Origin of the sequence: Paenibacillus sp. FSL K6-1558 (assembly GCF_038002565.1) — a bacterium.
Taxonomy (GTDB): domain Bacteria; phylum Bacillota; class Bacilli; order Paenibacillales; family Paenibacillaceae; genus Paenibacillus; species Paenibacillus polysaccharolyticus.
The window spans coordinates 5,640,181-5,665,480 of sequence record NZ_JBBOCV010000001.1 but is presented as its reverse complement, the minus strand read 5'-3'; the positions used below and the strand labels follow the sequence as shown (position 1 = coordinate 5,665,480).

General features: G+C 46.4%; 26 protein-coding genes. 6 read left to right on the top strand and 20 right to left on the bottom strand.

Annotated features, from left to right (window positions below; translation table 11 throughout):
• Nucleotides 1-65 precede the first annotated feature (65 nt).
• Together MHI38_RS24640 and MHI38_RS24635 are read right to left on the bottom strand one after the other, a co-directional pair.
• The gene (locus MHI38_RS24640) at nt 66-953 is read right to left on the bottom strand and encodes a TIGR01777 family oxidoreductase (protein WP_154886966.1); all 888 of its coding nucleotides are present in this window, start codon (nt 951-953) and stop codon (nt 66-68) included.
• 160 nt (nt 954-1,113) lie between these two features.
• On the bottom strand, nt 1,114-1,644 hold the full coding sequence (locus tag MHI38_RS24635) for a hypothetical protein (RefSeq protein ID WP_154886968.1): 531 nt from the start codon (nt 1,642-1,644) through the stop codon (nt 1,114-1,116).
• 227 nt (nt 1,645-1,871) lie between these two features.
• On the opposite strand from MHI38_RS24635, the gene MHI38_RS24630 reads away from it, so the two are divergent.
• Both MHI38_RS24630 and MHI38_RS24625 read left to right on the top strand, forming a co-directional pair.
• Nucleotides 1,872-2,246 (top strand): BlaI/MecI/CopY family transcriptional regulator, encoded by a 375-nt coding sequence (locus MHI38_RS24630; RefSeq protein WP_154886970.1) that lies wholly within the window; start codon nt 1,872-1,874, stop codon nt 2,244-2,246.
• A 9-nt stretch (nt 2,247-2,255) separates the two neighbouring features.
• On the top strand, nt 2,256-3,701 hold the full coding sequence (locus MHI38_RS24625) for a M56 family metallopeptidase (protein WP_154886972.1): 1,446 nt from the start codon (nt 2,256-2,258) through the stop codon (nt 3,699-3,701).
• A gap of 97 nt (nt 3,702-3,798) precedes the next feature.
• On the opposite strand, the gene MHI38_RS24620 is transcribed toward MHI38_RS24625, so the two are convergent.
• The 5 genes from MHI38_RS24620 to MHI38_RS24600 form a co-directional block, all read right to left on the bottom strand.
• Nucleotides 3,799-4,554 (bottom strand): YdcF family protein, encoded by a 756-nt coding sequence (locus MHI38_RS24620; RefSeq protein ID WP_222592161.1) that lies wholly within the window; start codon nt 4,552-4,554, stop codon nt 3,799-3,801.
• Nucleotides 4,555-4,578: 24 nt separating this feature from the next.
• Nucleotides 4,579-5,130 carry a nucleotidyltransferase family protein gene (locus MHI38_RS24615; protein ID WP_261769178.1) on the bottom strand — a complete coding sequence of 184 codons (552 nt, stop codon included), beginning with the start codon at nt 5,128-5,130 and terminating at the stop codon, nt 4,579-4,581.
• 282 nt (nt 5,131-5,412) lie between these two features.
• A complete protein-coding gene (locus MHI38_RS24610) occupies nt 5,413-6,258 on the bottom strand; it encodes an AraC family transcriptional regulator (protein WP_154886975.1) in 846 nt (281 codons plus the stop codon).
• A gap of 91 nt (nt 6,259-6,349) precedes the next feature.
• A complete protein-coding gene (locus MHI38_RS24605; RefSeq protein WP_154886977.1) occupies nt 6,350-7,207 on the bottom strand; it encodes an EamA family transporter in 858 nt (285 codons plus the stop codon).
• A gap of 87 nt (nt 7,208-7,294) precedes the next feature.
• Nucleotides 7,295-8,254, bottom strand: a complete 960-nt coding sequence (locus MHI38_RS24600; RefSeq protein WP_154886979.1) for a metallophosphoesterase family protein — start codon at nt 8,252-8,254, stop codon at nt 7,295-7,297.
• Between the two features lie 341 nt (nt 8,255-8,595).
• On the opposite strand from MHI38_RS24600, the gene MHI38_RS24595 reads away from it, so the two are divergent.
• From MHI38_RS24595 to MHI38_RS24585, 3 genes are all read left to right on the top strand, one after another.
• A complete protein-coding gene (locus tag MHI38_RS24595; RefSeq protein WP_154886981.1) occupies nt 8,596-9,366 on the top strand; it encodes a DeoR/GlpR family DNA-binding transcription regulator in 771 nt (256 codons plus the stop codon).
• 85 nt (nt 9,367-9,451) lie between these two features.
• Complete coding sequence (locus MHI38_RS24590) at nt 9,452-9,985, top strand: TetR/AcrR family transcriptional regulator (RefSeq protein ID WP_154886983.1); 534 nt, start codon at nt 9,452-9,454, stop codon at nt 9,983-9,985.
• Between the two features lie 90 nt (nt 9,986-10,075).
• Nucleotides 10,076-11,188, top strand: coding sequence for an MFS transporter (locus MHI38_RS24585; RefSeq protein ID WP_154886985.1), 1,113 nt, complete (start codon nt 10,076-10,078; stop codon nt 11,186-11,188).
• 77 nt (nt 11,189-11,265) lie between these two features.
• Here the strand turns inward: MHI38_RS24585 and MHI38_RS24580 are convergent, their stop codons facing one another.
• A complete protein-coding gene (locus MHI38_RS24580; protein WP_154886987.1) occupies nt 11,266-11,802 on the bottom strand; it encodes a hypothetical protein in 537 nt (178 codons plus the stop codon).
• A gap of 88 nt (nt 11,803-11,890) precedes the next feature.
• Nucleotides 11,891-12,403 (bottom strand): GrpB family protein, encoded by a 513-nt coding sequence (locus MHI38_RS24575; RefSeq protein WP_154886989.1) that lies wholly within the window; start codon nt 12,401-12,403, stop codon nt 11,891-11,893.
• Nucleotides 12,404-12,599: 196 nt separating this feature from the next.
• On the opposite strand from MHI38_RS24575, the gene MHI38_RS24570 reads away from it, so the two are divergent.
• The gene (locus MHI38_RS24570; protein WP_341181813.1) at nt 12,600-12,878 is read left to right on the top strand and encodes a SunI/YnzG family protein; all 279 of its coding nucleotides are present in this window, start codon (nt 12,600-12,602) and stop codon (nt 12,876-12,878) included.
• Between the two features lie 66 nt (nt 12,879-12,944).
• On the opposite strand, the gene MHI38_RS24565 is transcribed toward MHI38_RS24570, so the two are convergent.
• The 11 genes from MHI38_RS24565 to MHI38_RS24515 form a co-directional block, all read right to left on the bottom strand.
• Nucleotides 12,945-14,123, bottom strand: a complete 1,179-nt coding sequence (locus MHI38_RS24565; protein WP_154958303.1) for a DUF4272 domain-containing protein — start codon at nt 14,121-14,123, stop codon at nt 12,945-12,947.
• 120 nt (nt 14,124-14,243) lie between these two features.
• Nucleotides 14,244-15,464 carry an RtcB family protein gene (locus MHI38_RS24560; protein WP_341181812.1) on the bottom strand — a complete coding sequence of 407 codons (1,221 nt, stop codon included), beginning with the start codon at nt 15,462-15,464 and terminating at the stop codon, nt 14,244-14,246.
• Between the two features lie 199 nt (nt 15,465-15,663).
• Nucleotides 15,664-16,113: a GNAT family N-acetyltransferase gene (locus tag MHI38_RS24555; RefSeq protein WP_251502545.1), complete on the bottom strand. Its 450-nt coding sequence runs from the start codon at nt 16,111-16,113 to the stop codon at nt 15,664-15,666.
• Nucleotides 16,110-16,562 (bottom strand): GNAT family N-acetyltransferase, encoded by a 453-nt coding sequence (locus MHI38_RS24550; RefSeq protein WP_341181811.1) that lies wholly within the window; start codon nt 16,560-16,562, stop codon nt 16,110-16,112. Before MHI38_RS24550 ends, MHI38_RS24555 begins: the two co-directional genes overlap by 4 nt.
• A 191-nt stretch (nt 16,563-16,753) precedes the next feature.
• The gene (locus MHI38_RS24545; RefSeq protein WP_341181810.1) at nt 16,754-18,853 is read right to left on the bottom strand and encodes an S-layer homology domain-containing protein; all 2,100 of its coding nucleotides are present in this window, start codon (nt 18,851-18,853) and stop codon (nt 16,754-16,756) included.
• Nucleotides 18,854-18,986: 133 nt separating this feature from the next.
• On the bottom strand, nt 18,987-21,656 hold the full coding sequence (locus tag MHI38_RS24540) for a LuxR C-terminal-related transcriptional regulator (protein ID WP_341181809.1): 2,670 nt from the start codon (nt 21,654-21,656) through the stop codon (nt 18,987-18,989).
• A gap of 176 nt (nt 21,657-21,832) precedes the next feature.
• Nucleotides 21,833-22,528, bottom strand: a complete 696-nt coding sequence (locus MHI38_RS24535) for an SDR family NAD(P)-dependent oxidoreductase (RefSeq protein ID WP_154887005.1) — start codon at nt 22,526-22,528, stop codon at nt 21,833-21,835.
• Between the two features lie 65 nt (nt 22,529-22,593).
• On the bottom strand, nt 22,594-23,328 hold the full coding sequence (locus tag MHI38_RS24530) for a class I SAM-dependent methyltransferase (RefSeq protein ID WP_154887007.1): 735 nt from the start codon (nt 23,326-23,328) through the stop codon (nt 22,594-22,596).
• Between the two features lie 268 nt (nt 23,329-23,596).
• Nucleotides 23,597-23,980: a VOC family protein gene (locus MHI38_RS24525; protein WP_154887009.1), complete on the bottom strand. Its 384-nt coding sequence runs from the start codon at nt 23,978-23,980 to the stop codon at nt 23,597-23,599.
• A 172-nt stretch (nt 23,981-24,152) separates the two neighbouring features.
• Complete coding sequence (locus MHI38_RS24520) at nt 24,153-24,677, bottom strand: YfiT family bacillithiol transferase (RefSeq protein WP_090922087.1); 525 nt, start codon at nt 24,675-24,677, stop codon at nt 24,153-24,155.
• Nucleotides 24,678-24,746: 69 nt separating this feature from the next.
• The gene (locus tag MHI38_RS24515; RefSeq protein ID WP_154887012.1) at nt 24,747-25,289 is read right to left on the bottom strand and encodes a GNAT family N-acetyltransferase; all 543 of its coding nucleotides are present in this window, start codon (nt 25,287-25,289) and stop codon (nt 24,747-24,749) included.
• Nucleotides 25,290-25,300: the final 11 nt, after the last annotated feature.

Genomic DNA, 25,300 nt, shown 5'->3' with positions numbered 1-25,300 from the left:
TGATTCCTGCACATGTTTTTCACAGTCTGAAAATGGAGGCACCTATGTAAACTGTCTGCTCCCCATTATTTGGATTTAAGGAGATCAGCAAGTGCCTTATCCAGCGAAGCATAAGTGAACGTAAAACCTGCCTTTTCGATTCTGTCGGGAATGACCCAGCGGCTCTTGAGTACCAGTTCCGTTTCCGTACGGATAAATATAGCTCCAAGCTCAAGCATCCAGCGTGGGGACGGAAGTCCGATACGTGCACCCATCTGCTTCCTAAGACTTGCCATCAGTTCCCGATTGGTCACTGGATGAGGAGATGAAGCATTATAGACCCCTTCCAGCTCCGGATGCTCCTGTACAAATATCACCATGCGGAACAGGTCCTCCATATGAATCCAGCTAAATTTTTGGGTTCCTGCTCCCTGGGCTCCACCCAGGCCAAATCGAACCAGATTCGTCAGTGGTTCCATCACCCCACCTTCCCCAAGCACAATCGCAATGCGTAGTGCAATTTGACGTGTAGTTGGTAGCTTGAATCCGAAGAATGCCTGTTCCCAAGCCTTGGCAACCTCCACAGAGAAACCCGAACCAATCTCTCCATCTTGTTCCGTCATTGGACGATCTTCCGCATGTCTATAGATGGTAGCCGTACTGGAGTTAATCCACAATTCAGGCGGATGCACACAAGCCATTACCGCTTCCCCAAGAATGTTTGTGGTTTCTGTTCTGGAATCCATAATGATTTTACGATTCTCGTCTGTGTAACGGCAATTGACCGATTTACCAGCCAGATTAATCAGCATCTCCGCGCTTTCAAGTGCTTCAATGATGGCTGTTCGATCTTCCCAGGCGATGTGTCCAGACTGGCGTGAGATCACCAGCACATCGTATCCCAGCTTTTTAAACCGGACTGTAAAATCTTGACCAACAAATCCCGTTCCACCAGCAAGTACAACCTTTTTCACGGTATCCCCTCATTTCAGCAGATGCATCATGCCATCTACGCATTGCAATCATATCAGACTAAACAACGTAGCAGACCGTTTCGTTTGATATGGATTCCATTTCCGTGTAGAGAGACGCCCATCGACGTTTAAAAAGTTCAATTTCATTCAAATCGCTCGCTCAGTCTGCTTCTTGCACGCCAATCGCTGTATATAACCGACTTCGCTCTTCGTTCGCCCAAGCATTCGATGCATCCTGCTCTAGTCGAACCTGTAGTTCGTCATGAAAATCATGAATCATATACCCTTCGGGGAGTTCACCCAATATGGATGCAAAATCATACTCAGGCAAATTTCGCCGCCCTTCGCCAATTTCTTTTAGCCAATTCATCCAGTCTTGCAGTGCAAGCACACCTTCCTGCCACAACTCAGCCTGCAGACCAAGCACATCCTGCAACTGCTCATAGGCAAGTACATCCGTAAATTGGCGACAAGCCTTGACCCCCAGTTCGTACAATTCAATCGCTGCACGACGAATATCATGCGTTAACCCTATCTCAAGACCTTCCAGGTAATCCTGAACCTGAATATGCTGACCATCATCATACAGTAAAGGCGCATGGGCGAGCATGCGAATAATGTCTTGTAAATCGTTCGTTGAAATCATGTTCTGCTCCTTCAGAGCAGGTAATTGATATGCTGTAATGATCATTCACTCCTGTTTCGGTCATCTATTGTTGACCTATATTATAACATGCTTTTCTTCGTTGAATCTGGGATATAGAAACAGAACCCTCTTGACAAACAGAGGAAGAAACGAGGTTCTCACACACTGCGCTTGACTATATACTACATGTTGTAGTAGTTTATATTTACTACGTAGTGTAGTAATAAAATTATCGTTATGGACGCATAACGTTGTAAAGGAGTGCTTCTTTGGTGCACCAAACTCAAAAATGGTCCGAAACCGAGCTGGAACTGATGGAGGTGATCTGGTCTTGTACTCCTCCGGTCACTTCTTCCGAACTGTTAGACATGTTTAAGGAAAAGGGAAAAGCGTGGAAGGCACAGACCATTTCCACTTTCCTATCCAGACTGGTGGATAAAGGGGCGCTCACTGTCACGAGACAGGGTCGAACCAACTATTATGAGCCTCTTTTACAGCCAGAAGACTACAAACTTCAGAAAACCAAAACCGTACTCGATGGCCTCTATCAAGGCTCTGTTAAAAATCTGGTTTCAGCCATGTATGACGGGGATAAGCTTTCAGAGAAAGACATTGCCGAACTAAAACAATGGCTGTCGGAAAAGTAGGTGGCGCGCATGAATCTCTTTATTGATCTGCTGATAACGTTGACGGTGGCTGGAAGCATTGCCGCTGCTTGCATTCTTGCCTTGCGCCTTCTGCCGGTACATCTTTTCCCCGCTTCCTGGCGTTACGGGCTGAGTAAAATGGCTTTCGCCTTTTATGTACTGCCCCTATCGTTCGGAATGACATGGTTCTCCAGTCTTTTTCATCATGCTTCAAACCGAAACCTTGAACAATCTAACTTTTTGAACGGTATGCTTGAAGGAGCGCTTACCCCAGAATGGACGATATCTTCTACGGCGGCGTATGTTTTGCTCAGTGCTTGGGGAGTAGGCGTTCTCGGTTATACGACGTGGCAGATCTATTGTTATTACAGATTCATCCATGCGTTGAAACGTACACAGTCAGATGTAAAAGAAAATAGTGAGGCCGCCTTACTGCTCCCCATGATCAAAGAAAAGTTAGGTATTCGGCAGCATGTCAACCTGGCATATAGTCCAATGTTACGAAGTCCCGTGCTGGTCGGTTTAACGAAACCTACGATTTATTTGCCTCAAGCGGGTACAGCTCACTTGAATATGGGTCTTGTTTATCACCATGAATTAACTCACCTTAAACATAAAGATTTGTGGGTCAAGGCACTCACTCTAGCGGTCAGCGCTTTGCACTGGTTCAATCCTCTCGTTCACCTCCTTCGCCAAGAGATTCACACCTGGAGTGAATTTTCTTGTGATGAAAAGGTTGTCCAGAAGATGTCCATCGAAGATCGCAAACGTTATGGCGAAACCATTTTAAATGTCACCGCAGGGGCGCGAAACTTGCCTGTGCAATTTTGCTCATCCCTTTCAGGGGAGGGAAAACAATTAAAAAGGAGACTTACGATGATGTTTGATGTCAAAAAAATGAAAAAGAAACATTGGATCATAACAATTTCATCCGTTTGTTTAATTGCTGTAGCAAGTACGTCTACAGCTGTATGGGCATCGAGCCATACGCCCAAAGTAGAGCGTGGAGCCACTGAAGCTATAATTGTACCTGACAACTCCAGAGAGACTGCCAGTCGAGCCACCGAACCTAGTGCTTCTACACCTCGAGATGAAGTCTCTGAAGCCGTAATTGTACCTGACAGCTCCAGAGAGGCTACCGTTCCAGCGGCTGCTTCCAGAACCACTTCTCCTCGTGATGAGGTCTCTGAGGCTACAATTGCACCTGACAACTCCAGAGAGGCTACTGTTCCAGCGGCTGCTTCCAGAACCACTTCTCCTCGTGATGAGGTCTCTGAGGCTACAATTGCACCTGACAATTCCAGAGAGGCTACTGTTCCAGCGGCTGCATCCAGAACCACTTCTCCTCGAGATAAGGTCTCTGAGGCTACAATTGCACCTGACAACTCCAGAGCAGCTGCCGAGTCCAGAGCAACTGAGCTTAGAGCTGCTTCTAGCGATTCTGCAAAAAAATGAGTCTGTCCACCCAAGTTTAATGTAGTGTTCACCATAAAAAATAGAAAACAGGACGAAGCATTTTTATTCCTTCCGCTTCGTCCTGTTTCTCGTTTGACTATAAAAACGCCTTCACAGTGCCAAAATATTCACGAATCATATTAATCGGCTTTAAGTACCCCGGTGAAGGAGCGGATATACCGTATTCTGCAGCGTATCCGTTTTTGGCCGCAATATATTTCGACCTGAACATGTGGTAATCACTTGTGACAATCATAATTTTGGGATGTTCCAGCCCGGAAGCAAGAATGATTTTTTTAGAAAAAGCCAAATTTTCCTGCGTACTTGTCGAGCGATCCTCCATGATGATCTGAGCAGGGGCAATGCCCTGATCCACCAGGTAATTTTTCATCGCAAGGGCTTCAGGAATGGATTCACCTGGCCCCTGTCCACCAGATACAATAACTGGAGTCTGCGGGTGAGTGCGAATATAATCCAGACTGGCATCCAACCTTTGTTTCAAGGTCAGTGACAATTCGGTGCCCTTGATGCCCGACCCAAGTATGATGACATAGTCCGCTTGCTCCTCTTCCTTTGAACCAAGCTGGGTAAATACCAGAGCTTCAATAATGATAAAGGAGACGGCGCCAATGCCGAAAACGACCAACAACCCGCGTTTCAGCCAGATGTGTTTCTCATAATCAATCCGTCTTAATATGATAAAGGTTGCCGCGAGGAGAGTAAAAAATTTCACGGCAAAGTTCCAGCCCCAAAAGATCAGAAAGAAAACCAAACACGCCAGCAGGATCAGATCCAAAATATATCCTTTCTCCCGTAAAAATTTCTGTATCAGTACAGCAACACTCCTTCCCATACATAGACATCCACACTTGTTATATTATGCCCTTACAATCGTGAGCTTGGGCCAGTGCTGTTGCCAATTCTTTTTGCACACACGTTCGTTATAGTAGGCCGCGTTCATAAACGCCGGACTTTTGCGAACAACCAACGCATACAGATCCTCCAGCCCATAAGGGGCACATATCCTGATTTGATCGTCAGCATGTAGTTGTACACCGATGGCTGTTACTTGCTCAGGCCAAAAGCGCAGTGCATCTTCAGTCGAGCGATACGGCATGTCTCCGTTACGCAGGTGCATCCTGGCCTGATTTTTAACCGACCACTTCGTGTTACCTGTTGCAGTACACAGCTCCTGCTCCAGTTCGTAATCCCGTTCCTCTCGAAGATCGGCAGCATTAAAATAAACAACATCAATATCGCTATGCAGCTCCCGTCTGGTAAATCCATGAAGATCATCCCATATGTAATTACGAATATAACCCGCACCGATATAACAATCGGGCAACTCTAGCAAACGTACAATCCGCAGATCCTGCATGATCTGCTCATGTTGTCGCAACGTTTGCACAAGTCGTTCTTCATATTGCACAGCAAATCCTCCTTGACCTACTCGAATCCGATATCTTCATTCCAGCTTGGCCGTCCGTCGTTCTTAGGGGTGGATGAGACTACTGTTTTTTAATATAACATGTTTCGAACCCTGGAATAAAATAAACAACTCCCCTCAAGCTGTCATTTTCATGTACATCCAAAACGAATGCACGCCTGAAAATCACGATTCCTGAGCGGAGTTATGATGTCATATTGATTGATGATCATTGGTGAAGATAATTAACGCTTACGATCCAGATATTCAATACTTATTAGAGGGCTATTTAATCGGTATCCAGATTTGAGGCGCATGTTTCATGCCGCGGTAGACTTCCAGTTCAGGCAGCCAGGCATGTTCGTATGCATTTGAAGGGAACCATTCACCTACAATACGTTTCCACAGCTTTTGTATTCCCTGAGGCATCGGTTCCTCAACCTCGAAAACCACCCATTTACTCGCGGGGAACGTGAACGTAGATAGCCCTTCCGGTTGCTCCCCTTCATACGTTGTTGCAATCCAGTACTCCATCTGCTTGTCCTCGATCTCGCCCTGATCTACACACACCCCTAGCAAACCCGGGATAACCCCGTTATTCAATGCAGCTATCCGATCCTCTGCACCGCTGTGATACGCTTCCTCCCACATATTAGGAATCCCCTGCAAATGCTGCCCATCCACATATGAAAAGCGTTGTTTGATGCCTGCGATGGAAAATGCCTCTTGTTCGACAATATGATGTTTCATTGGCTCTGCTCCTTGTAAACTGACTTGAATAACGAGTCGATTATACGACTGGACTGAGGCACCGGACTTTCGGGTTTCGCTTGGCGATATTCCATGTTGTCTGCGGTAAGCCTTGGTGAACGATTCAGGCGTATCATAGCCATACTTGAAGGCCAAATCCATAATTTTGGGATCTCCCTGCAACAGTTCATTGGCCGCCAGTGTCAATCTTCTGCGCCGGATGTACTCCGCCACGGTAACGTCGGTCATTAAACCAAAGATACGTTGAAAATGAAATCCCGACATATGCGCATGCGCCGCAATCTGATCCGTCTTCATAGGCTCCAGTAAATGCTCTTCTATATATTGAATCGACTTCTGTATGGCTTCAATCCATTTCATGTACTGCATCACTCCTTGCTTATCATGATACACGAAGAAGGGTAGAGAAGCCTGTCATTTTGTGCTTTCTTTTGACCGATGTCTTCCTACCCTATCCCCACACACCAATCAGGAGAATGCCGCCAAAAATAACGATGGAACAGAGAATCCGTTTCATTCCCTGCTGTTCTTTTAATAACCAAATCCCGAGAAAAGCCGCAAATACCGTACCCACTTCCCGAAGCGGGCCCAATCTGGCCATCGGAGCCTGTTCCAGTGCAAATAGAAAGAGCAGATATGATCCCGGATTCAGCAAAGCCCCAAGCAAAATCGTCGAACGATTGACCTTCCATTCCTGACGCAAGCCAGCTGAAGCGAGCAGCGCTGGCGTTAATCCAGCCACAAAACCAATATTCGTAACCTCAAGCAACGCCAAGGGCGAAATATGTTGCAGATTTAATTTGTCCACAAATACATAACTCGTCGTACATAACCCCACACACAAGGCCATCAGAACTGGCTTCGCCCCCTTCATTCCAGAGCCTGCTTGTCCCTTCCTGCTCCCCACACCGCTAAGAACGATGAAACCAACAATCATACAGGCAATGCCTAACCATCCGAATCCCGACAACCTTTCTCCTAGAAAAGCAACCCCGATCAACGGCACCAGCAACGTACTCGTGCCCCGCATAATCGGATAGATCTGAGACAGATCACCAAGCTCATACGTCTGAGACAACAGCCAGGAGTATAACGCCTGAAGTGCCATCGACACGATCAACAGCGCATAAGCTGACACGGGTAACGACTCGCAGGACAATTCCACCACCAGCACAGGCAGCAGCAATACGGTGGGAATCATCATAATCGACCATAGAAAAACACTTTTGTTCAAACTTCGTTTTGTAAACATACTCCAGACGGCATGTGCCATTCCTGAAGCAAGCACCAGAATTAACGGTAAAATCATGCTGTATACGTCCCTCTCTGTTTTCCTTGCTTATTTGCTTCTCTCTTTCTATTTCCCTTGCCACGCTATAGTACACTCTAGAATACCTTACGTCGCGGTCTCCGGTTGATGCTCCGGCTGTTCATTCACCACCGATCCATCCTCCAGACGAAGCCAGGTATTAAACTCCCGCTCACCTTCACGCATCTGAATGACACGTCCTCCGCGTAGCATACCTTCCCTTCCGTAGGTACTATGACCACTCGAACGCCCGTAACAAAGACGTATCCCTTGATACCGGCCGTGAAAATCATTCACATGGTCGTGTCCGCAGAACGTACCCATTACATCCCCCATCTCCAGCAGTGCAGCAAACAAACCCGAATTGACTTGCGCACAGCAGACAGGTTCATATTTGTTGCCATAGCAAACTCGACTGTTCCACATCAGTTGATATTCCGGAATCGGGATATGGAAAAACGCCAAGGCTGGTAGCTTATCCCCCGGGCTGCGGCCGGGATTGACGCGTGTGGATTCATCCATCAGCCATCGGAGCTGACTCTGCTGAATCCAACCATAACCGGGGATCGATTCCACGGTCGAATAACTCCCGGAATCGAGCAGATACAACACGGCTGCCGGAAGTCCATTCGCCCCGGCAATCTCCAGCGTGTAATTGCCCAATCCTGCAATATCACGCGGCCCCGCTTCCGTCACACTATGCGCATGCTCCTGAACTACACGCATGAGCTCTACTGGATTGATTCGTTGCTCGGCATCATGATTGCCAAACACAAAAGCCCACGGAATCCCACACGCCTCCACAGCCGAGACAGCATCGCGAAAAGCCTGCTCCGGATGCTCGCACGCCTGATTTCCCGAATCGACAGGCCCGGTGTAGATCACATCTCCTGTGAAAATAACCAGATCCGGCTGTTCCAGTTCGATGATTGATTGCATCATCCGCCGGCTTCGCAGATCTTCAGGCCGTCCGTCTTTCCAGTGTATATCGGTAAATTGTACGATGGTAAAGGTTCCATTTTCACGAAAAGTAAGCGGTCGTTTCACTGTGTTGTCCTCCCGAATACCACATGAATACGCATTGAACGCGAGCAATAAGCTTCACTTCATTCATGCAGTTAGATCTATTGGTTATATGTATTGCTGATTAGTGCTTGAAATAACTCGTGTTCAATCCGTTTTAAAATGTGGTTTATTGTGGTTTTTAGTTGTTTCATTTGATAATATCGCCACATCTATCCTCTGTCAACTCATCTCTTGATATCTAACAACCATATTTACCGAATGAAATTGACAAGTGATTTTCATCAACTTAAACTGTTAAAAACAACAACAATCCACACAAAGGCCAAACTTCTATAAAAGAACGTAACGGAGGCGGAATTTGAATGTCGTTAACATATGAGGAGCGAAAACAGACGATCCTTGCCCAGCTTGCCACACAAGGCAAAGTTCAGGTACAAACGTTGGCTCAGCTATTTCAGGTATCCACGGAAACCATAAGGCGGGATCTGGATCGGCTGGAGAAGGAAGGTGAATTACGTAAAGTGTACGGGGGCGCTGTACGTGTCCGCTCAGGTATGATCGAAGCGCCCTTCCAGAAGCGCTCACAGTTGCAAGTTCAAGAAAAGCAGGCTATTGCCGCCGCGGCAGCTTCGTTGATTGAAGACGGCGAAACCATCATGCTGGACAACGGCACAACCACACTCGAAATCATGCGCCAATTGCAACATCGCTCCCTTATCACGGTGATTACGAATTCTGTACCCATCCTGACTATTGCCCTAGAATCTTTTACAGGTAAAATCATTTTTGCTGGAGGCGAAATCAACACTGCTGTTCAAGCCGCCACTGGGCCTGGGGCACATGAGATACTTGACCAGTTCAAAGTGAACAAAGCGTTCATTTCGGCTGGAGGTGTTTCCTTCACCGATGGAATTACCGATTATGTACTGGAGGAAGCCCTGATCTCGCGTAAAATGATGGAACGCGCCGAAGAAGCCATCCTGGTGGCGGATCACACCAAGTTTGGACGCTCCACGTTTGCCAGAATTGCACCTGCCGATCACATATCCATGGTGATTACGGATTCAAGCTGCCCTACTGAATGGATCGAAAACTTTGGGCGGCTGGAGATTGAAACGGTCATTTCAGATTGACATCGATATACACATTCTATATTTTGGATATAATGATCATTCTATTTTTACTGAAAAATGGGTGAAAGGAGAGGCCCAAGCGATTATGAGTAGCAAAAAGGAAACGCTTCTTAACGTGTCTGAGGACCTGTTCTATCTGCATGGCTTTCATGCCATTGGCCTAAAACGGATCATTACCGATGCTGACGTGGCCATCATGACGTTATATAATCACTTTGCATCCAAGGAAGACCTGATTGTCGAGGTGCTTCTGCGCCGCGAACAGCGCTATCTGGAGCAACTACGTATATATGCAGATAATAAGGCACAGTCCGTCTTTCTCAATCTGGCTGAGGGTCATGCCAAGTGGCTGATGGAGCATGAAGCCAGAGGATGTCTTTTTTTACGAGCGAAGGAAGAATTCGGGGCTGATCAAAACCATGTTATCGTACAAACCGTTAACGGTCACAAAAAACACCTCATAACCCTGATAAAAAAAAGTGATCCCGAGGCAAATGATCGAAGCATCATGCAATTTATGCTGTTGTTAGAGGGTTCGACGGCGCTGGCCGAAACGGAAAATGTAAAAGAGGTCTGCCGGGAACTGATTCACATGACTCAAAATAGTTTCAATTCATAACACAAAGGGTGAGTTCATATTTCAACTCACTTTTTTATTTTCATAAGAAGTATAATGATCGTTCTATCTAAAATAAGGCGGTGAAATTCAATGAAAAAGATAGTCCTTCCTGGCGTTGCCCTGATCGCAGTATGTTATGCTTTTGGGCGTTTCAGTTACGGACTGTTTATGCCAGAAATCTCCGAGGCTTTACAATTATCCGAATCGGCATCCGGGGCCATTAACTCGGCAACCTATATTGCTTATTGTCTTGCCCTTCTTACTGCGCCGCTTATCATTAATCACAAAGGGCACCATTACGTCATTCAACTTGCTGGAATCAGCGCTATTCTTGGCTTGATCGGCATCGGACTGGCACATGATACCTGGCTGCTTGCAGTCAGCGTATTTCTTGCCGGACTCAGCACAGGATGGGCATCTCCAGCCCTCGGGAATGCAGTAAGCGCAGAACTCGCACCAGATCTGCACGCCAGAGGGAACAGCTGGATCAATACAGGCACCAGCTTTGGCATTATCGTCTCCGGTCCACTCTACTTGCTATTCACCGATTACTGGCGTATAAGTTATATTCTGTTCGCCCTCATCGGAATAACCGTACTGCTATGGAACCGACATGCGATTCCCGCTACCAAAACACTCCCTTGTACGAAGTCCATCTGGTCTTGCATGAGACCCACCAGACCGGGATCGGCTTTGCTTATGGCTTGTATGTTAACAGGCGCAAGCTCTGCGATCTATTGGACTTTCGCCCGAAACTTTCTAACGGACGAGAAAGGGGCCTCCGATTCGGAAGCCGTCTTGTTCTGGATTGTTATGGGCGTGACAGGCATACTCGGCGGAAGTGCGGGTCGGATTATAGAACGGATTGAGTTAGGCTGGTCTTATCGTATAGGTATCCTGTTGTTATCCATTTCGCTTGGCGTTATTGTTCTGCCTTCGATGACGGCAAGTCTGGTTTCAGCCGTCCTGTTCGGTAGCACGTACATTTTTCTCACAAGTATATTCATCGTGTGGGCAACGAGACTGTTCCAGCCGAATGTCTCCATCGGCATTAGTCTTGCATTTCTCGCGCTGGGCGTGGGTCAATTCCTAGGATCATTTATGGCGGGATACAGCATTGAGGTATTTTCAAGCACGGTCGCTTTTCTGGCTTTTGCTATTCTCGGTTTGCTGGGATTATTCCTTCGTGTTAAACCCGCTTAAGATGGCTCTGAACAATCGAAAGCCAAGCTACGTTCTATTCAATCGTAAACGTAAATAAAGCATCGTCATTAGTGGATTTAACGATATGCCCGTATAACCTCGTTGTCCCAGACTTGAATTTCAATATATCGTTCGGGCCCATGTTCGCCCGTTCGATTCCACTCCTGCGGCAAACCATAAGACTGAATCAATTCACCGATTTCGTCTTTGGTATAAACCTGCTTGCGATAGGATTTATCGTCTTCATAACGCATCGTTGGGAAGAGATCACCGTACGTAAAGCTCACAACTTCTGCCGGCAATGCTTCCCATGGAATGATGATATGGTTCGGCTCCTTGTACCATGTTTCCAGCCAGGGGCATACACCTAGCGTGAGATAATGGGGATAGTCCTGAGTCGGCTTTCCCCCTTTATATGTGAACTTCTCATATGCCAGCTGTTCAAGCTCTCTTCTGATTGTTATGTAGTCGGATGAACGCTTACTCGCAAATACTCGGCCCTTCTGCCGAATCTGTTGCGAAATCGCCTCCACTTCTCTTGGAGACAGGCTGGAGAGATTACGGAAGGGACCTGCATTCGTCTCAAAATAATGGTAACCATCGAGGTTTTTCATGCTGATGCTCTCCTTGCAGAAGATGGGATTACTTCAACAACTCAGGTTTGATGCCAGCTGGTTCAAGTCTATCTCTATCTATCTAGCCCTATTCCTTACTGGCATTCTCTATTACAGACTGTATAAACGAAGCTTTACCAATCGTATATCCGACCCGATCATTACGGAATTGCCGAGCCAACTCTCTTTTCAATGTATCATAGGCCTTCATTAAGCCAGGATCACTTGTGAGTGCATTGCGAAAGGCCAGCTGATTCTTCCAAGCCTTCCCCTGATATTTGTAAATATGCAGATGATGGGTGCCAGCTCGCCACTCCCCTTTTCGAAAAAAAAGACGTTCTGGAAACTCAGGTTTGGGTACGTATTCATAACCCAGTGCTGACAATAAATCGATATGCTTTTGTTTCACATCCTGAAGATCAGACACACCTGCCATCATATCAATCAAGGATTTCGCCCCAAGTCCTGGTACGGATGTGCTTCCGATATGCTCCATCTCTACAAAAATGTCTTTCAGCACCCTCATCACTTGTTCACGCTCAATGAAGTAATTCTCCACCCATTCTGGATCATATTCACATATCTCAACAAGCTCTTTCATGACTACTTCACTCCTTTAACCAATCATACATTATATCTTATGTTGCAAATCTAATTGAATTGCCATTTATTAATTAGGGATTTTTAACCATAAATGATAAACTGAAACTATCGTTTATGCATAACGATTTCGTCGTTTTGCATCTCCTAGCATTTTATTTTTACAAACTTGCACAAAAGAATAAGGAGGTCATCCTGTGTTTGCTGTAAGCGCAAAACAAGTAAAGGACCAATTGATCATACGCTGGCAGTTTACCAAGATTGAAATTCCCATTTCACAAATCACATCTGTAACTTTAGATAACACCTATGGAGGAAGTGAGCCTTCAGCTGTCCGAATCGGTTATGCTCGTTCAACCGAGCGGATTCTGATCCGAACCACTCATCAATCCTACATTTTATTTACGAGCAGCGAGAACTTGTTTCCTGCAATTCAAGCCATGATTTCTCCCTCAGTAACCTCATCTATCGAATAACACATAATTAAGAGCCACCGATTAGATAAACAATCTAGTCGATGGCTCTTTTCAGTTTAATCTTTTTTACGTATCCGTCCGTACCTCATCCCACGCTTGATCGAGATAACAGATCAGCCAGTTAAGGGCGCGATGCCGTTCATAAGCTACACCGGGGTTTAAACCTGCAGGTGGTAACTCCTCTTTAATTCTGCTGTTTACACAGACCCAATTGTACCGATAAATCAAGTCGGCCTCGTCCAAAATTTCAGCTTTGCTGCGAAGAGTGGCATCCGACAGGAACTCTGCGTAGCTGTCCTTTTGCTGTAGATAACCAACGTCCTTACTTACGTTGCAAAGCTCAGTAGGTGCACTCAATTCTTCCACGTACCCTAGTGCCCATAGCATGACATGGTATGCCTCATATCCCCAAGAGAAGCGAATGACCTCTTGCTGCTGTGCTCCATGCTGATCCAGAAAAGACTTTTCATCCGGAGAAAAGAAGGCGGACGCATCATACTTGTCGATGACTTCCTGCACAAGCGCCGCGGTGTCATCGTTACTCTCACCTGCTCCCAGGCACTCACCTTTTAGGGCGGCTATACAGAGAGCTACAGCACGCTGCGTAACCTCTTCCTTCGTTCGAATCGTCGTGTCCTGTTCTCCCGCTCTTGCAGGCAGATTGGCATTATACGGAACACCTTGCGCCGCTAATCGCTGCTCTGAACGTGCCTTGCGGTCCACAGCATCCACTGAGGGTGGACGAGTGTCATCCAGATAACTCGTGTGTGCGGTTACCGTGTAATCCTCTACTTCGGATTCTCCGTTTACATCCAGAAGCACCTGACCCTGAGCATTCAGTAGGGAGCCACCTCCCCAGAAAATGACGGCATCCAGCGCTTCAGCCAGTTGTAATAACTCGTTAAAGAACTCTTCCGAGATATCTTCCTCTGTCTCGATGCCGATCACCATGTTCAGGGTGGAGCATTTAATCAGTACCTTTTCCTGAAGCGCAGCATTGCGCCCTTCGATCTGACTCATAAACCCAAGCATACCTTGAATCATCGTGCCGAACTCCTCGGGATGCGTCTGGCTGGTCATGATGTTGAAACCCTTTGTTTTTTTGCTAAACCATTTCTTCTGAATCACCTGTATGTGCGTATGGTCTTCTCTTCGCTGGATGGCGGCATCAGGATAGATGGATTGGATCATTTCATACAACTGATCCAGGTCAAACTGGGAGCTGTATATCGCACAGTTTCTCATGGGGTGTTCGCCCTCCTTCTTGTGTCTGAATTCTTGTTAAGTTAGACTAAAGATTTTACACAGGCCACTCCAAAGACAGAACAACCTTCCAATCGCTGTTATCCGCAGGTTGATCTTCGATTAATCCTTGTAGGGGTCGAACTCATTGCCACCCGCCATCGCTACGCCTACCGGGCGCAGTACATGATTGATTTTGAGCGTATTGACATGTGCATACAACACGTCTTGCAATTTTTTGTAGACAAACGGGCTCTCATCTGTACCTGCTCCACGGAGCTCCACACCATACGCTCGAATGGCTGCTTGCATCTGTTCTTCACTAATTTCGCCGCCCATACGCGTGCGAAGTTTGTAATTCATTTTGCCTGCCGCCTGCGTACGACTCATGATTCGTCCTGCCCCGTGAACCGTACTGCGGAAAGACTCCGTATTCTCCTCACTATGAATGCCTTCTACAATGACCGAAATATCCCCCATACTCCCGCCGACAAAGCCAAGCTGGCCCGGTGCAAGCGGTGTCGCTCCTTTACGAACAACGACGACTTCCTCGCCCATATGCTGCTCTTTCCACGCAAAGTTATGATGATTATGTACGGCATATTCAGCACTCGCTCCAAGGATATCCAGCACCTGTTCAATCACGTAATCCCTTCCGGCATAGGCATAACGACCCGCCAGCGTCATACCCGCCCAATACATATCACCCATTTCACTGTTCAGGTCAAACAGGGTCGGGGGCTGATCCATCGATTCACCCGGTGCTTTGCCACTGAACTCTCGTCCAGCCGCCAGATTAAGGAATCCACTCGCTACCTTATGTCCGAAGCCACGGCTGCCAAAATGATTGGCAATCCATACCTTGCCCGTTTTCTCTTCCACAAAAATATCGACAAAATGATTGCCGCTTCCCACGGTTCCGAGTTGATTGCGCGCCAGTGTCTTCAGCTTCTGTTGCAATCCGCTCTCGATGGTATCAAAAAGCTTCCAGTTCGGATCGTCGAACAACTCATGTTCCACCGGGGTTGGATTGTTCCGCCCTACGCCGAATGAGATCGTTGTATTAATATCATCCATAATGACCGCAATCCGGTCACGAATATCATCCCACATCAGGTTCGTGCGCACTGCTTTGTTGCCACAGGCAATATCGTACCCCACTCCTGACGGACTGATCATGTTGCGATAAGCAACCACTCCGCCAATCGGCTGTGAATATCCCTTGTGATGATCGGCCATTAAGGCCACGCCCAGCACGTCTCCATATTTTGAACAAGTCACCGCCTGACTGACGGCATTCTCCAGCGGTTCTCCCCAGACTTTGATGTTATCCACGATACGCATATTCGGTAACCTCCTATGTATTCTTTTTCCTAAAGTTTAACAAAAATCTATCCTTCTCGATATGCTACTAAAGTATAGGTGTAGGATACGCTATACTGCTGTAAAAAAGGCTCCCCTTTTCCGTTCGCTCACTAAAAAAGAGAGCGTCCGCTAGGGGCTCACTCCCTTTTTTTACAGTGTATAGAAAGAATACTGCCGTTTATAAATGTTTTCGGTATCCCTGAACCTTCTCGTCTCTAAAGCCCAGTTTCTCGTAAAATCGATGGGCTTCCTTGCGCTGATCTCCAGACACCAGAATGATGTACGCACACCCCAAATCTTTGGCAATATGTTCGATCTTAAGCATGAGCTTCTGTCCAACACCCTGCCTGCGAACCCGTTCGGAGACAATGACATTTTCGACGACCATAAACGGCTCGCAAGTACCCATCAGATCCATGCATTCAACCCCCATAACCGATCCCACAAGTTTATCCTGATCGTAGGCTCCAAGCACATAGTAATGACTCTGTTTCTTCATTTGTTGAAACGTCTTTTGCATTTGCTGTGCATTCATCTGCTGTTCATTGGGAGGTGTACCCATCAATTCATGGTACAGCTGGTTTAACGCAGGCAAATCCTGCGGTTCAATCTGTTTAATTGTAATCATCGTGATGCCTCTGCTCCTTCTGATCTGATGAGATCCTTCTTGAAATAGTATTGTTGGTGTCCCGTAGGTGCATTCTCGATCATCGTCATCAGCTCATACCCATGTTCTAGGTAAAATTCAGGAGCCTGATATGAGAAGGTGTTCAGCATAATGAAATCACACCCCTTCTCCCGGGCCAAACGCTCTACCTCCTGTAGCAGTTTCGTTCCATACCCTTTGTGCCTCTCTTTGGCATCAACCCACAAGATATCTAGCTCGACCCAGTTCCAGCATAAGGTGCTCAGTACCCCTGCTACAATCTGCCCTGCCTCGTTTCGAATATGAAAATGAAGTTCCTCGTATCTGTTCCTTAAAGCCTCACTCACATGTGCCGCATTGTAGGCCACCAATTGCTGGCGGACATAGGCTGAATCTTCTTCGGTACTTGGTGTAATGTTGGTAAGTGGCATACCTGCACTCCCTTCTCCGTTCTACATCAATCAAAATTAGCAATCTACTCACTATGTATCGCATATTATCGCTTAACGTTATCTCACTCATCTTATACTAAATTACACAAAATGGAAACAACGCACCTCCCTCATAGGAAAGTGCGTTTGTTATCGTTGTATCTGTAACTGAATCTGACTCCAATATGTCCCTACTGGGCTTCTCTCAGATATACCTCTACGTAACCCCAGCCCATCTTGCCCAACGGATCTTTAGCCAAGACCATAATTCGAATGGGTATATTACTCGTCCCCAGTGCAGTAACGTATAATTTTTGCCCCACCATTCGAATGGCTGCGACTTGTTCATCAGGAGACTCCGCTTGTAACACAAGTGTCGATCTGTCATCATCCTCATCTCTAAACATGTATGACAAGTCAATCTCGATTTCATCTCCACCTACATAAGCCGTATTTCCCGCCGGTGCCTCGATTAGTTCAGGTGGAGCATCATCAAAAGTATATCCGATTTGTTTTTCTATTAGTGCCTTGTGCACTGTGAAATCAGGTTCTTCTCTGAGGTGTATCTGATTGTCACTTACACTTATAGATTGCAGATTAGGTAAATTAACCAGACCCACTGGGAGATGAACAAGCTGATTACTTCCCATGTACAACTCTTGCAGGGAATCCAGCCCTGTTACGTCTAAAGCGGTAAGCTGGTTATTTTCCACATCCAGATACTGTAAATACTCAAGTCCTGTGACATTGATTTCACTCAGACGGTTCCCCGACAGATCAAGCCACTCTAATTGTTCAAATTCAGAGGCATCCGCTTTGCTTATGTTATTTCCAGATAAATCAATTTCTACGACATTTAATCCATTAAATATATCGACACCGGTAAGATCGGAAATGCCAGCATCTCTTGCATACAATCCTCCTTGAGTCTGGACAAGTGCCGTAGCTAATTCTGCTTTGGTCAGCGGATCATCTAGCCCCTTCTGTAGCCAAAATGCCATAACTCCAGCCAATTGCTCGTCAGGGAATTGGCGGCTAATCGTATTCACTTGCACGGTAACCTGGAGTTGTGCCGTTACACTGGCACCTTGTTCATCAGTAGCTTGAATGGTCAGCATCGTCTGACCGGCAGCCCGTGGTGCAAGGCGAATTACCGAGTCCGTCACAGTAAAAGATACCATGTTCTCATCTCCCGACAAGACAGCGAACTTCAATGGTCCACCCTCTGGATCGCTGAAATAAGAAGAGGCCTGCAAGTCCTTAGAAGCGTGATCCAACGTCAATTCCTGAGCAGGCAAACCTCCAGGGGCAACGATTGGAGCATGATTGCTGGTTCCTGGATTAGATGGATTTGTTGGATTAGATGGATTGGAAGGGGTTGAAGGTACAGACGGATTAACCGATCCTCCGCTTCCTCCACCTGTTGTTCCGCCGGACGTTGTTCCAGTATTATTGTTGTTGTTGTTCCCTGTACCTGTACCATTCGCAGTGCCTACTGTTCCTGTAATTGTACCTTGTGTCTCCGTTACCTTGCCTGGATTATCTTTTGGAGCCTGCGAATTAGAACCATCTTTCTCTGAACCTCCTGCCCTCAATACTCGAATCGTGTCTGTTGTTCGCACTGCAATGACAGCAATCTCTTGTCTGGACGTGGAACGTTTGGGTGCAAAATATCCATTTTCCCCCTTGAGAAGACCTAATCCAACGGCCTGTTGCACACCGGGCAAAGCCCAGGCGCTAATATCCTTGCTATCCTTAAATGATAACGATTGTTGACCATCTGATAGCCCATCATACCCTTTCACCTTCAGTGCCCGAATCATCGTAACAGCGAGCTGTTCTCTCGTCACTACACCATTCGGCCGGAATGTACCATCGGGATATCCATTCATAATGCCAGTTAAGTTAAGAGCATAGATATAAGATTCGCCTGAACTTGTACGCTCTAAGTCTTTAAATAACTGTTTCGGTCGTTGGTCTGAAGACGAGACCTTGATCTCCAGAAGCTGAGCCAACATATGTGCAAGTTCCCCTCTTGTCATAGGTGCATCTGGGTTGAAACGACCTGTACCGTCTGGAATAATCCATTGTTGCTGGGTAGCTTTTTCAATGGCTTGCTGGGCCCACGGGGCAGCAAGCTGCAGGTCCTGAATACTTGTTCCACCCTCCGCGGCACCTACTGTTCCCGGAGCACCAAAGAGAGTGAGCGACAACACAGCGGCTATATATGGCACAACTTTATTCCGACGCTGTTCAGAGTAACCTTTGTAATTGGAACGATGATTAGACATTTCTTAACACAACCTCCTACGGAATCTTATCGCTAATGACACCGGAAATTCACAGCGTTATTTCGTTAGATTTATTGTAGGAGAGACGACATCATCCAAACAGTCTACAAAAAAGTAGACATTGTTTCATAACTTATAATAAGCCCCGCTGTTCAGCAATTTGTACCGCATGCGTACGACTGCTTGCTCCAAGCTTGGCGAACACACGGCGAATGTGAGTATTTACGGTTCCAGGTGATATCCCAAATTCGGCAGCAATCTGCTTGCTGGTTAACCCTTCTGCAATATGACCAAATATCTTCTGCTCCATGGGACTCAGTCCCACTTCCTTCTGTTCATGCTTTGCTTCATCTAGTACTGAACGGCCCCGTACCTTTTGGTTTTGGACAAAAGCAGAGAGTAATTGCTTCACATAAGCTAATTTCACTCCATCATCCGAGATAGCCTTCTTACGGCGAAGCACCAGATACTGTTGAAGTAGCCATTTTACCGGCTCGCCTTCGGAAACAAATGAACGGATATATCCTTCAGGTTCTCCCAAAACAAGAGCACGCGATAAGGCTACAACACCAGCACCTGAGTTCCCCTGCTTCTGTAGTATCACGGACTCTAACAGGGCACATTCAATCTGTTCCGTCAACAGATCGCGTTTTTCAGCATGTTCTCGAACTCGTTGCAGTTCCTCTTGTGCGTAATCATAATGTTCAAGAGCCACGGCAGCACGTAATCGAACCATCCATTGAAATAGTTGGTCACAGCTCATTTCAACGAGCATTTGTTGTTCGTCTACCGGATTAGCGAGAATGTGGGTAGCCGTGTCCACAGGGCTCTGCTCAAGCCCTATTCGATTGCGATGTGCTTCCAATACAGATTTCCAGTACTCTCTATCCTTCTCAGACAGCAGACTCTCAGCCTGCTGCAACAGCTTTATACCTTCCTCAGCTCTACCTGAATGTAATTCAAGCCTAGCTTTCAGTACATATGCAGGAACAAGTATCGCCGCCACTTTGATCTGCAAGGCCACTTCAAGAGCTCGTTCCGCATACTTCACGGCTTCGGATAACTGGTCCTGTTCCATCAAAACCTCACCATATCCTGCTCCGTAGTAGGACGTTACATAGGCAGGTTCATCATACCAACGCTTTGTAATGGCTCCAAAACAAGCTTCAGCTCTCCTCAAGTAACCATGAACGCCGTGAAAACTTCGCATACGCATGCTCTCTCTTCGATCGTAGTCCATATACTGAAACGCGATATCATCAAGGTAACCCTGATCAATATAAGACACCAGATAAGAAGAAAGTCCTTCTAAATCACGGTTAAGATACGCCATATAGGCTCTCATGACACAGATCACTTGCAACAAATATTCAATAATTTCTGGCGCAACCTGCCCTTGGAGATGCACGCGGATGACATGCTCGAGCTCATCCAGTTGCTTCACCATCTCCCCATAAGGCATTTCACGTGCAACAAGAAACAAATAAGACATATATAACTTAGGACGAGCTTTCACTATTTCTAGCGGCAAAACATCAAAATATTTACGAAGTGTCCACCACTCTCCCATGATAAAATGGGCGAACAATTCTTCTAGCAATCTTGCGGCATCTTCCAGATGTAGCCCAAGAATATAATGATCCAGCGCTTCAGATGGATATCCGTTCTGTTCATACCAAAGTGCGGCAAAACCATGTAATTCGTTGGCCAACTCGGCGTGATTCCGTCTCAACTCACGCCTCAGGAATGCCGAGAATAAATGATGATAACGGTACCATTCTCCTTCCCGATCCAGAGGGATAAGAAAAAGATGTTCTTTCTCCAGCTGCCTTAACAACTGTGGAGCTTCATGCAAACCACTTAACACCTGACCTAAACGGCTGTTCATCCTTCTTGTTATTGCAGTTCGAAGCAAAAAGAGCTGCATCTCTGGTGACTGACGATGGAATACCTCTTCTAACAAATAATCCGAGATGTTTCTGTTGCCTGTCTCAGCATCACTTGCGCGATGGGGGAATGAAGAGATGATGGGCAATGAACTTTTCACCGTGCCTGCACCTAATGTGTGAGATAAAGCAAGTAGCTTCAGCCCAGCCGCCCACCCCTCCGTCTGATGAACCCACCCAAGTATATCCTTGTTGGCATGCTCCATACGCATAACGTTCTGACAAAAATCAATGCCTTCCTCCGGTGTAAACGCAAGATCCTGAAGTGTAAGCTGCTTCAACTCGCCCCTTAGGCGCAGCTTCTCCAGCTTAAACGGAGGATACGTCCGGCTCGATATGACCAGATGAATAGACGAAGGAAGGTTTTCAATAAAGTCCTGCATCTGTGAATGAACTTCCGGCCGCGTTATCGCATGGTAATCATCCAAAATAAGCATGGTGTGCTGACCACTCTGGGCAACACGATTCAGCAACAAAATTAATGCCGCTCTCGGCTCGACTGGATAGCGCTGCAAAAACTGAGGCAGAATTTCTGCGCACAACCCCTGTCTCACGCGGTCCAACGCATGAATAATGTAAAGCCAAAACTGAAATGGATCTTGATCCTTTTCATCCAGACAGACACAAGCCGCTTGCCCTGCGGCACTTCTCAGCCAACTCCCCAATAGTGTTGATTTTCCCGAACCGGCCGGAGCAGTCAACAACGTCATCTTGGATTGCATAACTTCATCGTATTGCGAACTGAGCCTTGGACGATCCATGGTATCCGCTGGTAAAGGGGGCAATTCCAGTTTGTTCGTCAAAATCATAAATTGAAGCCAGTCGCCATGGAAACCAGCTGTTTGTTCTTGCTGCATGTAATCCTCCTGAACCCGCACTGAGGTGCACATTATAGAAATCGTTGTATGTACATTTAGATATTCTAAGTATACAGGGAACAATGTCGATGCCGCACACCATTTTATACAAAAACCAAAGGCAAATAACCCTGCACAGACAGTACAGGGCAAAAGAGACGTTTATTTATCTTGGATCACAACAACTCTAATAGCGCGAGTGCTACATCACGTGGGGTTTTCAATTGCCCTGTCTCATAAGCATCTCGAAATGCGCCAGACAGTGCAAATTCCTCTGTACTTTTTCCTCTCGCCACAGCCTGCAATTCCGTATCCACCATGCCTGGATCAAAGGCGACGATCTCCACCGGATTAGACTGTGAGGCTTGCTCCATCGCAACACACTGTGTAAACATGTTGATTCCTGCCTTTGATGTACAATAGGTAGCCATCGAAGGAGCGGGATAACTGCCCGATGCGGAACTCACATTAATAATTTTTCGGCGTGCCGTTATATGGTTGGTGTGGTGAATAAAAGATGACGTAAGAATCATCGGTGCGGCTAGGCTAATATTCAGATGGACGCTAATCTCGTCCGCAAGACACTGATCTATGGGTTTCAACGGTTCAAGCATGGCCGCATTATTGATAAGTCCGATATATTCCACAGAAAGAAGCGGAATCTGCTCCAATATGCCCGAGATTACATCGTCGATGCCCTGAATGTCTGTAAGGTCGAACTGGACATGAGTGTACCTTTCGTAGATATTGCCCAAGTCGGATGCTCCGCGTGCTATGCCGTAGACGGAGTCTCCTTTTTCCAAACAAAGTTCTGCAAGCTGTCTACCAATGCCTTTGGATGTACCTGTAATAATAAAGGTTCTGTTACCCAATATGCTCCTCACCTTTCAATTCTCATATCTGCTCTAATGCCGCAGGATTGATATGTATTTCATCTCTAAACTTGTTCATCCTGTACTTCTGGTTTTCTCCACATGGTCACCCACAAAATAGGCAAACCAAAATACGGATCTTCCTGCCCCATCGCTTTCATTGGACGCAGTTCCACACACTCAAACGGGTCCTCCAGTAAATACCGAAGCTTCTCCTCCGTAAAAGCAAGTCCGCCCCGCATTGACTTCTCGCGGTAAACTTCCCAATCGTCCATCACATGCTCCGGGCCGCCTTGATCGCCGAATCCTGGTGCAAAACAGGTCATGCCGAACAACCCTCCAGGCTTCAATGCACGATGAATCATCTCAATGTAAGGAATACGCTGATGCGGTAACAAATGGTGTAGACAGCCCGAATCGTAGACTAGATCATATTGCTGTTCTGGCGCCAGTTCGAACACCGAACGACATTCAAAATGAACATCCAGCTGTTCTTCCGCTGCCCGTTCCTTGGCCCAAGCAATCGCAGTCTCTGACAGATCATAGGCATCAACCTGATAACCGTGTCCCGCTAAATACAATGCATTCCGGCCGGGGCCACATCCCAGCTCCAGTGCTCTGCCACCTCTTAACCGTCCAGCTTCTACATCAGCAACCAGATTCTCGTCTGGCTTGTTTGGAAAAAACGGAATGGGTCTGTCCCGATTCTCATAGAACGGCTCCCAAAATTGCTTGGCCGATCTGAAATCCGCATCGAGCATATCATAGAGATCCTGCACACGTTTTATCGTTTTCTCCAAGGTCCAAATCCCTCCTGTTTTAACGCTTAAAATGGGTACTTCTCCACTATTGTTACCCTGCTGTTCCACTAGCATTTTTGCATGAAATCCTACTCCATTCACTACACTTTATTATAACATTTTTAACCATTCATTCTCTATTTTCCATGTAAAAATTCAGTAGAATATACGTTGTTTTTCCCATACAAAAAGCGAACAACATCGCATGTTGTCCGCTTGAAATTACAGTTATAAGATTACCGGTTTAAAACTATAAATACGTTTCGTTTTAGACCTTGCGCTCCATCACGGCAAAGTAATTTTTCTCATTATCTGCAAAATTAAAGACACGCCCTGTCGGCATCTCTACAATCTCTCCAACCGTTACATGTTTAGCAGACAAATCCGCATATAACCGATCAAGGTCATCGGTGAAAAACATCAACGAAGGTGTGCCCAGATTTACCCCGGCTGACATACGTGCCACGACCTCTTTATCATGCAAAATGATGCTGGTCTGTGAATCTTTCGCAGGAGCGATCTCAATCCACCGCATACCTTCATCAAGAATAACCTCATCCACGATATGGAACCCGGCTACTTCCGTCCAAAAAGCCAGAGATTCATCCTGGTTATTGACGTACAGCATAACTTGGCCTAATTTGCTAAACATGTGCCAACCACTCCTCTAATCAAGTTATCTCGGTATTCCTTCAATCTTAGATTGCCTCAGATTCCAATTGAGTATAACATGCATGTCCTATTTTAAGATAAACATTTTAGAGCAGCTGAATTGACGTTTCATGCCACCTATACGGCGAGGAAAGTTTGCTGTAATTTCTTTTCTATATTCCCAGTCGATCTCGAAGTGAAGTGATCTGGGCAACATGATGTTTGCCATGCCATGCATACAATCCTAGACAATGATCCAGTCTCATCGTTTCTTTGGATGCAGGATGATAGAACTTTTTAGCATAGTCTTCGTCCGTTAGCGCGTATAGCAATGCCGACCAGCGGCGATGTAGTGCATCCAGAAGATGCAGTGAAACCTCCACACCCAGATCCTTGGAATCGCTCAGTTCGGCCCAGCGTTCCTCAAAATACGGGCGAATCGTAGGCGTATCTTCTGTCAAAGCGAGCTTGAAGCGAATCACACTGTTCATATGACTATCTGCCATGTGGTGAATAACCTGTTTCAGCATCCAGCCTCCGTCCCGGTATGGCAGACTTAGCTGCTCTTCATTCAATCCTTCTACCGCTTCTCTCGCACGCTTAGGCAGGTCTGCAATATCTTGAATCCATTGTTGCCTATGAGCCAGCGTTATCTCACCTTCATGTGTGAACTGACCAATTGGATATCTATAGTCCATCTTATTTCCCCCATGATCCCTGTGGATTTGTTTACTGCATATGAACACGACACCACTTACCGGGCTATTTTATAGAGTGTACTCCATCAGCCAGCAATCTCTCATCTGTCCTTCATGCAGTTCATGCTGTGGCAATTGTTTAACCCTTTTAAAACCACATTTCTCGTAACAAGATAACGCACGTTCGTTCCACGCTTGCGGGTCCATAACCACTCTCCGGGCATGTTTCTCCTGAATCAAATACGCTGTCATAGACTTCACCAGTTGTGAGCCGATACCCTTGTTCCAGCAATCCGTTTCCCCGATAAACTGATCGGTCCCATAGATGATCTCACCATTGTCAGCATAACCATATTCCACACGTTCCTCTGTCTCCAGCTCATAGAACTGAATGTATCCGATTGGCCTCCCGTCATACTCTACAATACAACGGGCAGCCTCATCATCCTGATTGTAAAAATGTGCTCTCACAAGCTCCAGATCATGCGGCTGATCCCGGCCTTCGTAATACTGTAGAACCTCCGGGTCAGACAGCCATTGGACTAGCAACTGCTCATCCTCCGTCTGTAGCAGGCGAACTTTCAATTTCCCCACTTGATATACGATATTCATTTCATCCCCTC

What these genes read in the sequence shown, in the direction of transcription:
- MHI38_RS24605 (WP_154886977.1), bottom strand. Translation starts at nt 7,207, where the DNA reads ATGATTTTACCGTTAATTCTGGTGCTTGCTTCAGGAATGGCACATGCC.
- MHI38_RS24565 (WP_154958303.1), bottom strand. Translation starts at nt 14,123, where the DNA reads ATGAGAAACTGTGCGATATACAGCTCCCAGTTTGACCTGGATCAGTTG.
- MHI38_RS24585 (WP_154886985.1), top strand. Translation starts at nt 10,076, where the DNA reads ATGAAAAAGATAGTCCTTCCTGGCGTTGCCCTGATCGCAGTATGTTAT.
- MHI38_RS24610 (WP_154886975.1), bottom strand. Translation starts at nt 6,258, where the DNA reads ATGAAATGGATTGAAGCCATACAGAAGTCGATTCAATATATAGAAGAG.
- MHI38_RS24620 (WP_222592161.1), bottom strand. Translation starts at nt 4,554, where the DNA reads ATGGGAAGGAGTGTTGCTGTACTGATACAGAAATTTTTACGGGAGAAA.
- MHI38_RS24520 (WP_090922087.1), bottom strand. Translation starts at nt 24,677, where the DNA reads ATGGACTATAGATATCCAATTGGTCAGTTCACACATGAAGGTGAGATA.
- MHI38_RS24625 (WP_154886972.1), top strand. Translation starts at nt 2,256, where the DNA reads ATGAATCTCTTTATTGATCTGCTGATAACGTTGACGGTGGCTGGAAGC.
- MHI38_RS24515 (WP_154887012.1), bottom strand. Translation starts at nt 25,289, where the DNA reads ATGAATATCGTATATCAAGTGGGGAAATTGAAAGTTCGCCTGCTACAG.
- MHI38_RS24575 (WP_154886989.1), bottom strand. Translation starts at nt 12,403, where the DNA reads ATGAAAGAGCTTGTTGAGATATGTGAATATGATCCAGAATGGGTGGAG.
- MHI38_RS24595 (WP_154886981.1), top strand. Translation starts at nt 8,596, where the DNA reads ATGTCGTTAACATATGAGGAGCGAAAACAGACGATCCTTGCCCAGCTT.
- MHI38_RS24550 (WP_341181811.1), bottom strand. Translation starts at nt 16,562, where the DNA reads ATGCCACTTACCAACATTACACCAAGTACCGAAGAAGATTCAGCCTAT.
- MHI38_RS24590 (WP_154886983.1), top strand. Translation starts at nt 9,452, where the DNA reads ATGAGTAGCAAAAAGGAAACGCTTCTTAACGTGTCTGAGGACCTGTTC.
- MHI38_RS24555 (WP_251502545.1), bottom strand. Translation starts at nt 16,113, where the DNA reads ATGATTACAATTAAACAGATTGAACCGCAGGATTTGCCTGCGTTAAAC.
- MHI38_RS24580 (WP_154886987.1), bottom strand. Translation starts at nt 11,802, where the DNA reads ATGAAAAACCTCGATGGTTACCATTATTTTGAGACGAATGCAGGTCCC.
- MHI38_RS24560 (WP_341181812.1), bottom strand. Translation starts at nt 15,464, where the DNA reads ATGCGTATCGTGGATAACATCAAAGTCTGGGGAGAACCGCTGGAGAAT.
- MHI38_RS24525 (WP_154887009.1), bottom strand. Translation starts at nt 23,980, where the DNA reads ATGTTTAGCAAATTAGGCCAAGTTATGCTGTACGTCAATAACCAGGAT.
- MHI38_RS24545 (WP_341181810.1), bottom strand. Translation starts at nt 18,853, where the DNA reads ATGTCTAATCATCGTTCCAATTACAAAGGTTACTCTGAACAGCGTCGG.
- MHI38_RS24540 (WP_341181809.1), bottom strand. Translation starts at nt 21,656, where the DNA reads ATGCAGCAAGAACAAACAGCTGGTTTCCATGGCGACTGGCTTCAATTT.
- MHI38_RS24635 (WP_154886968.1), bottom strand. Translation starts at nt 1,644, where the DNA reads ATGATCATTACAGCATATCAATTACCTGCTCTGAAGGAGCAGAACATG.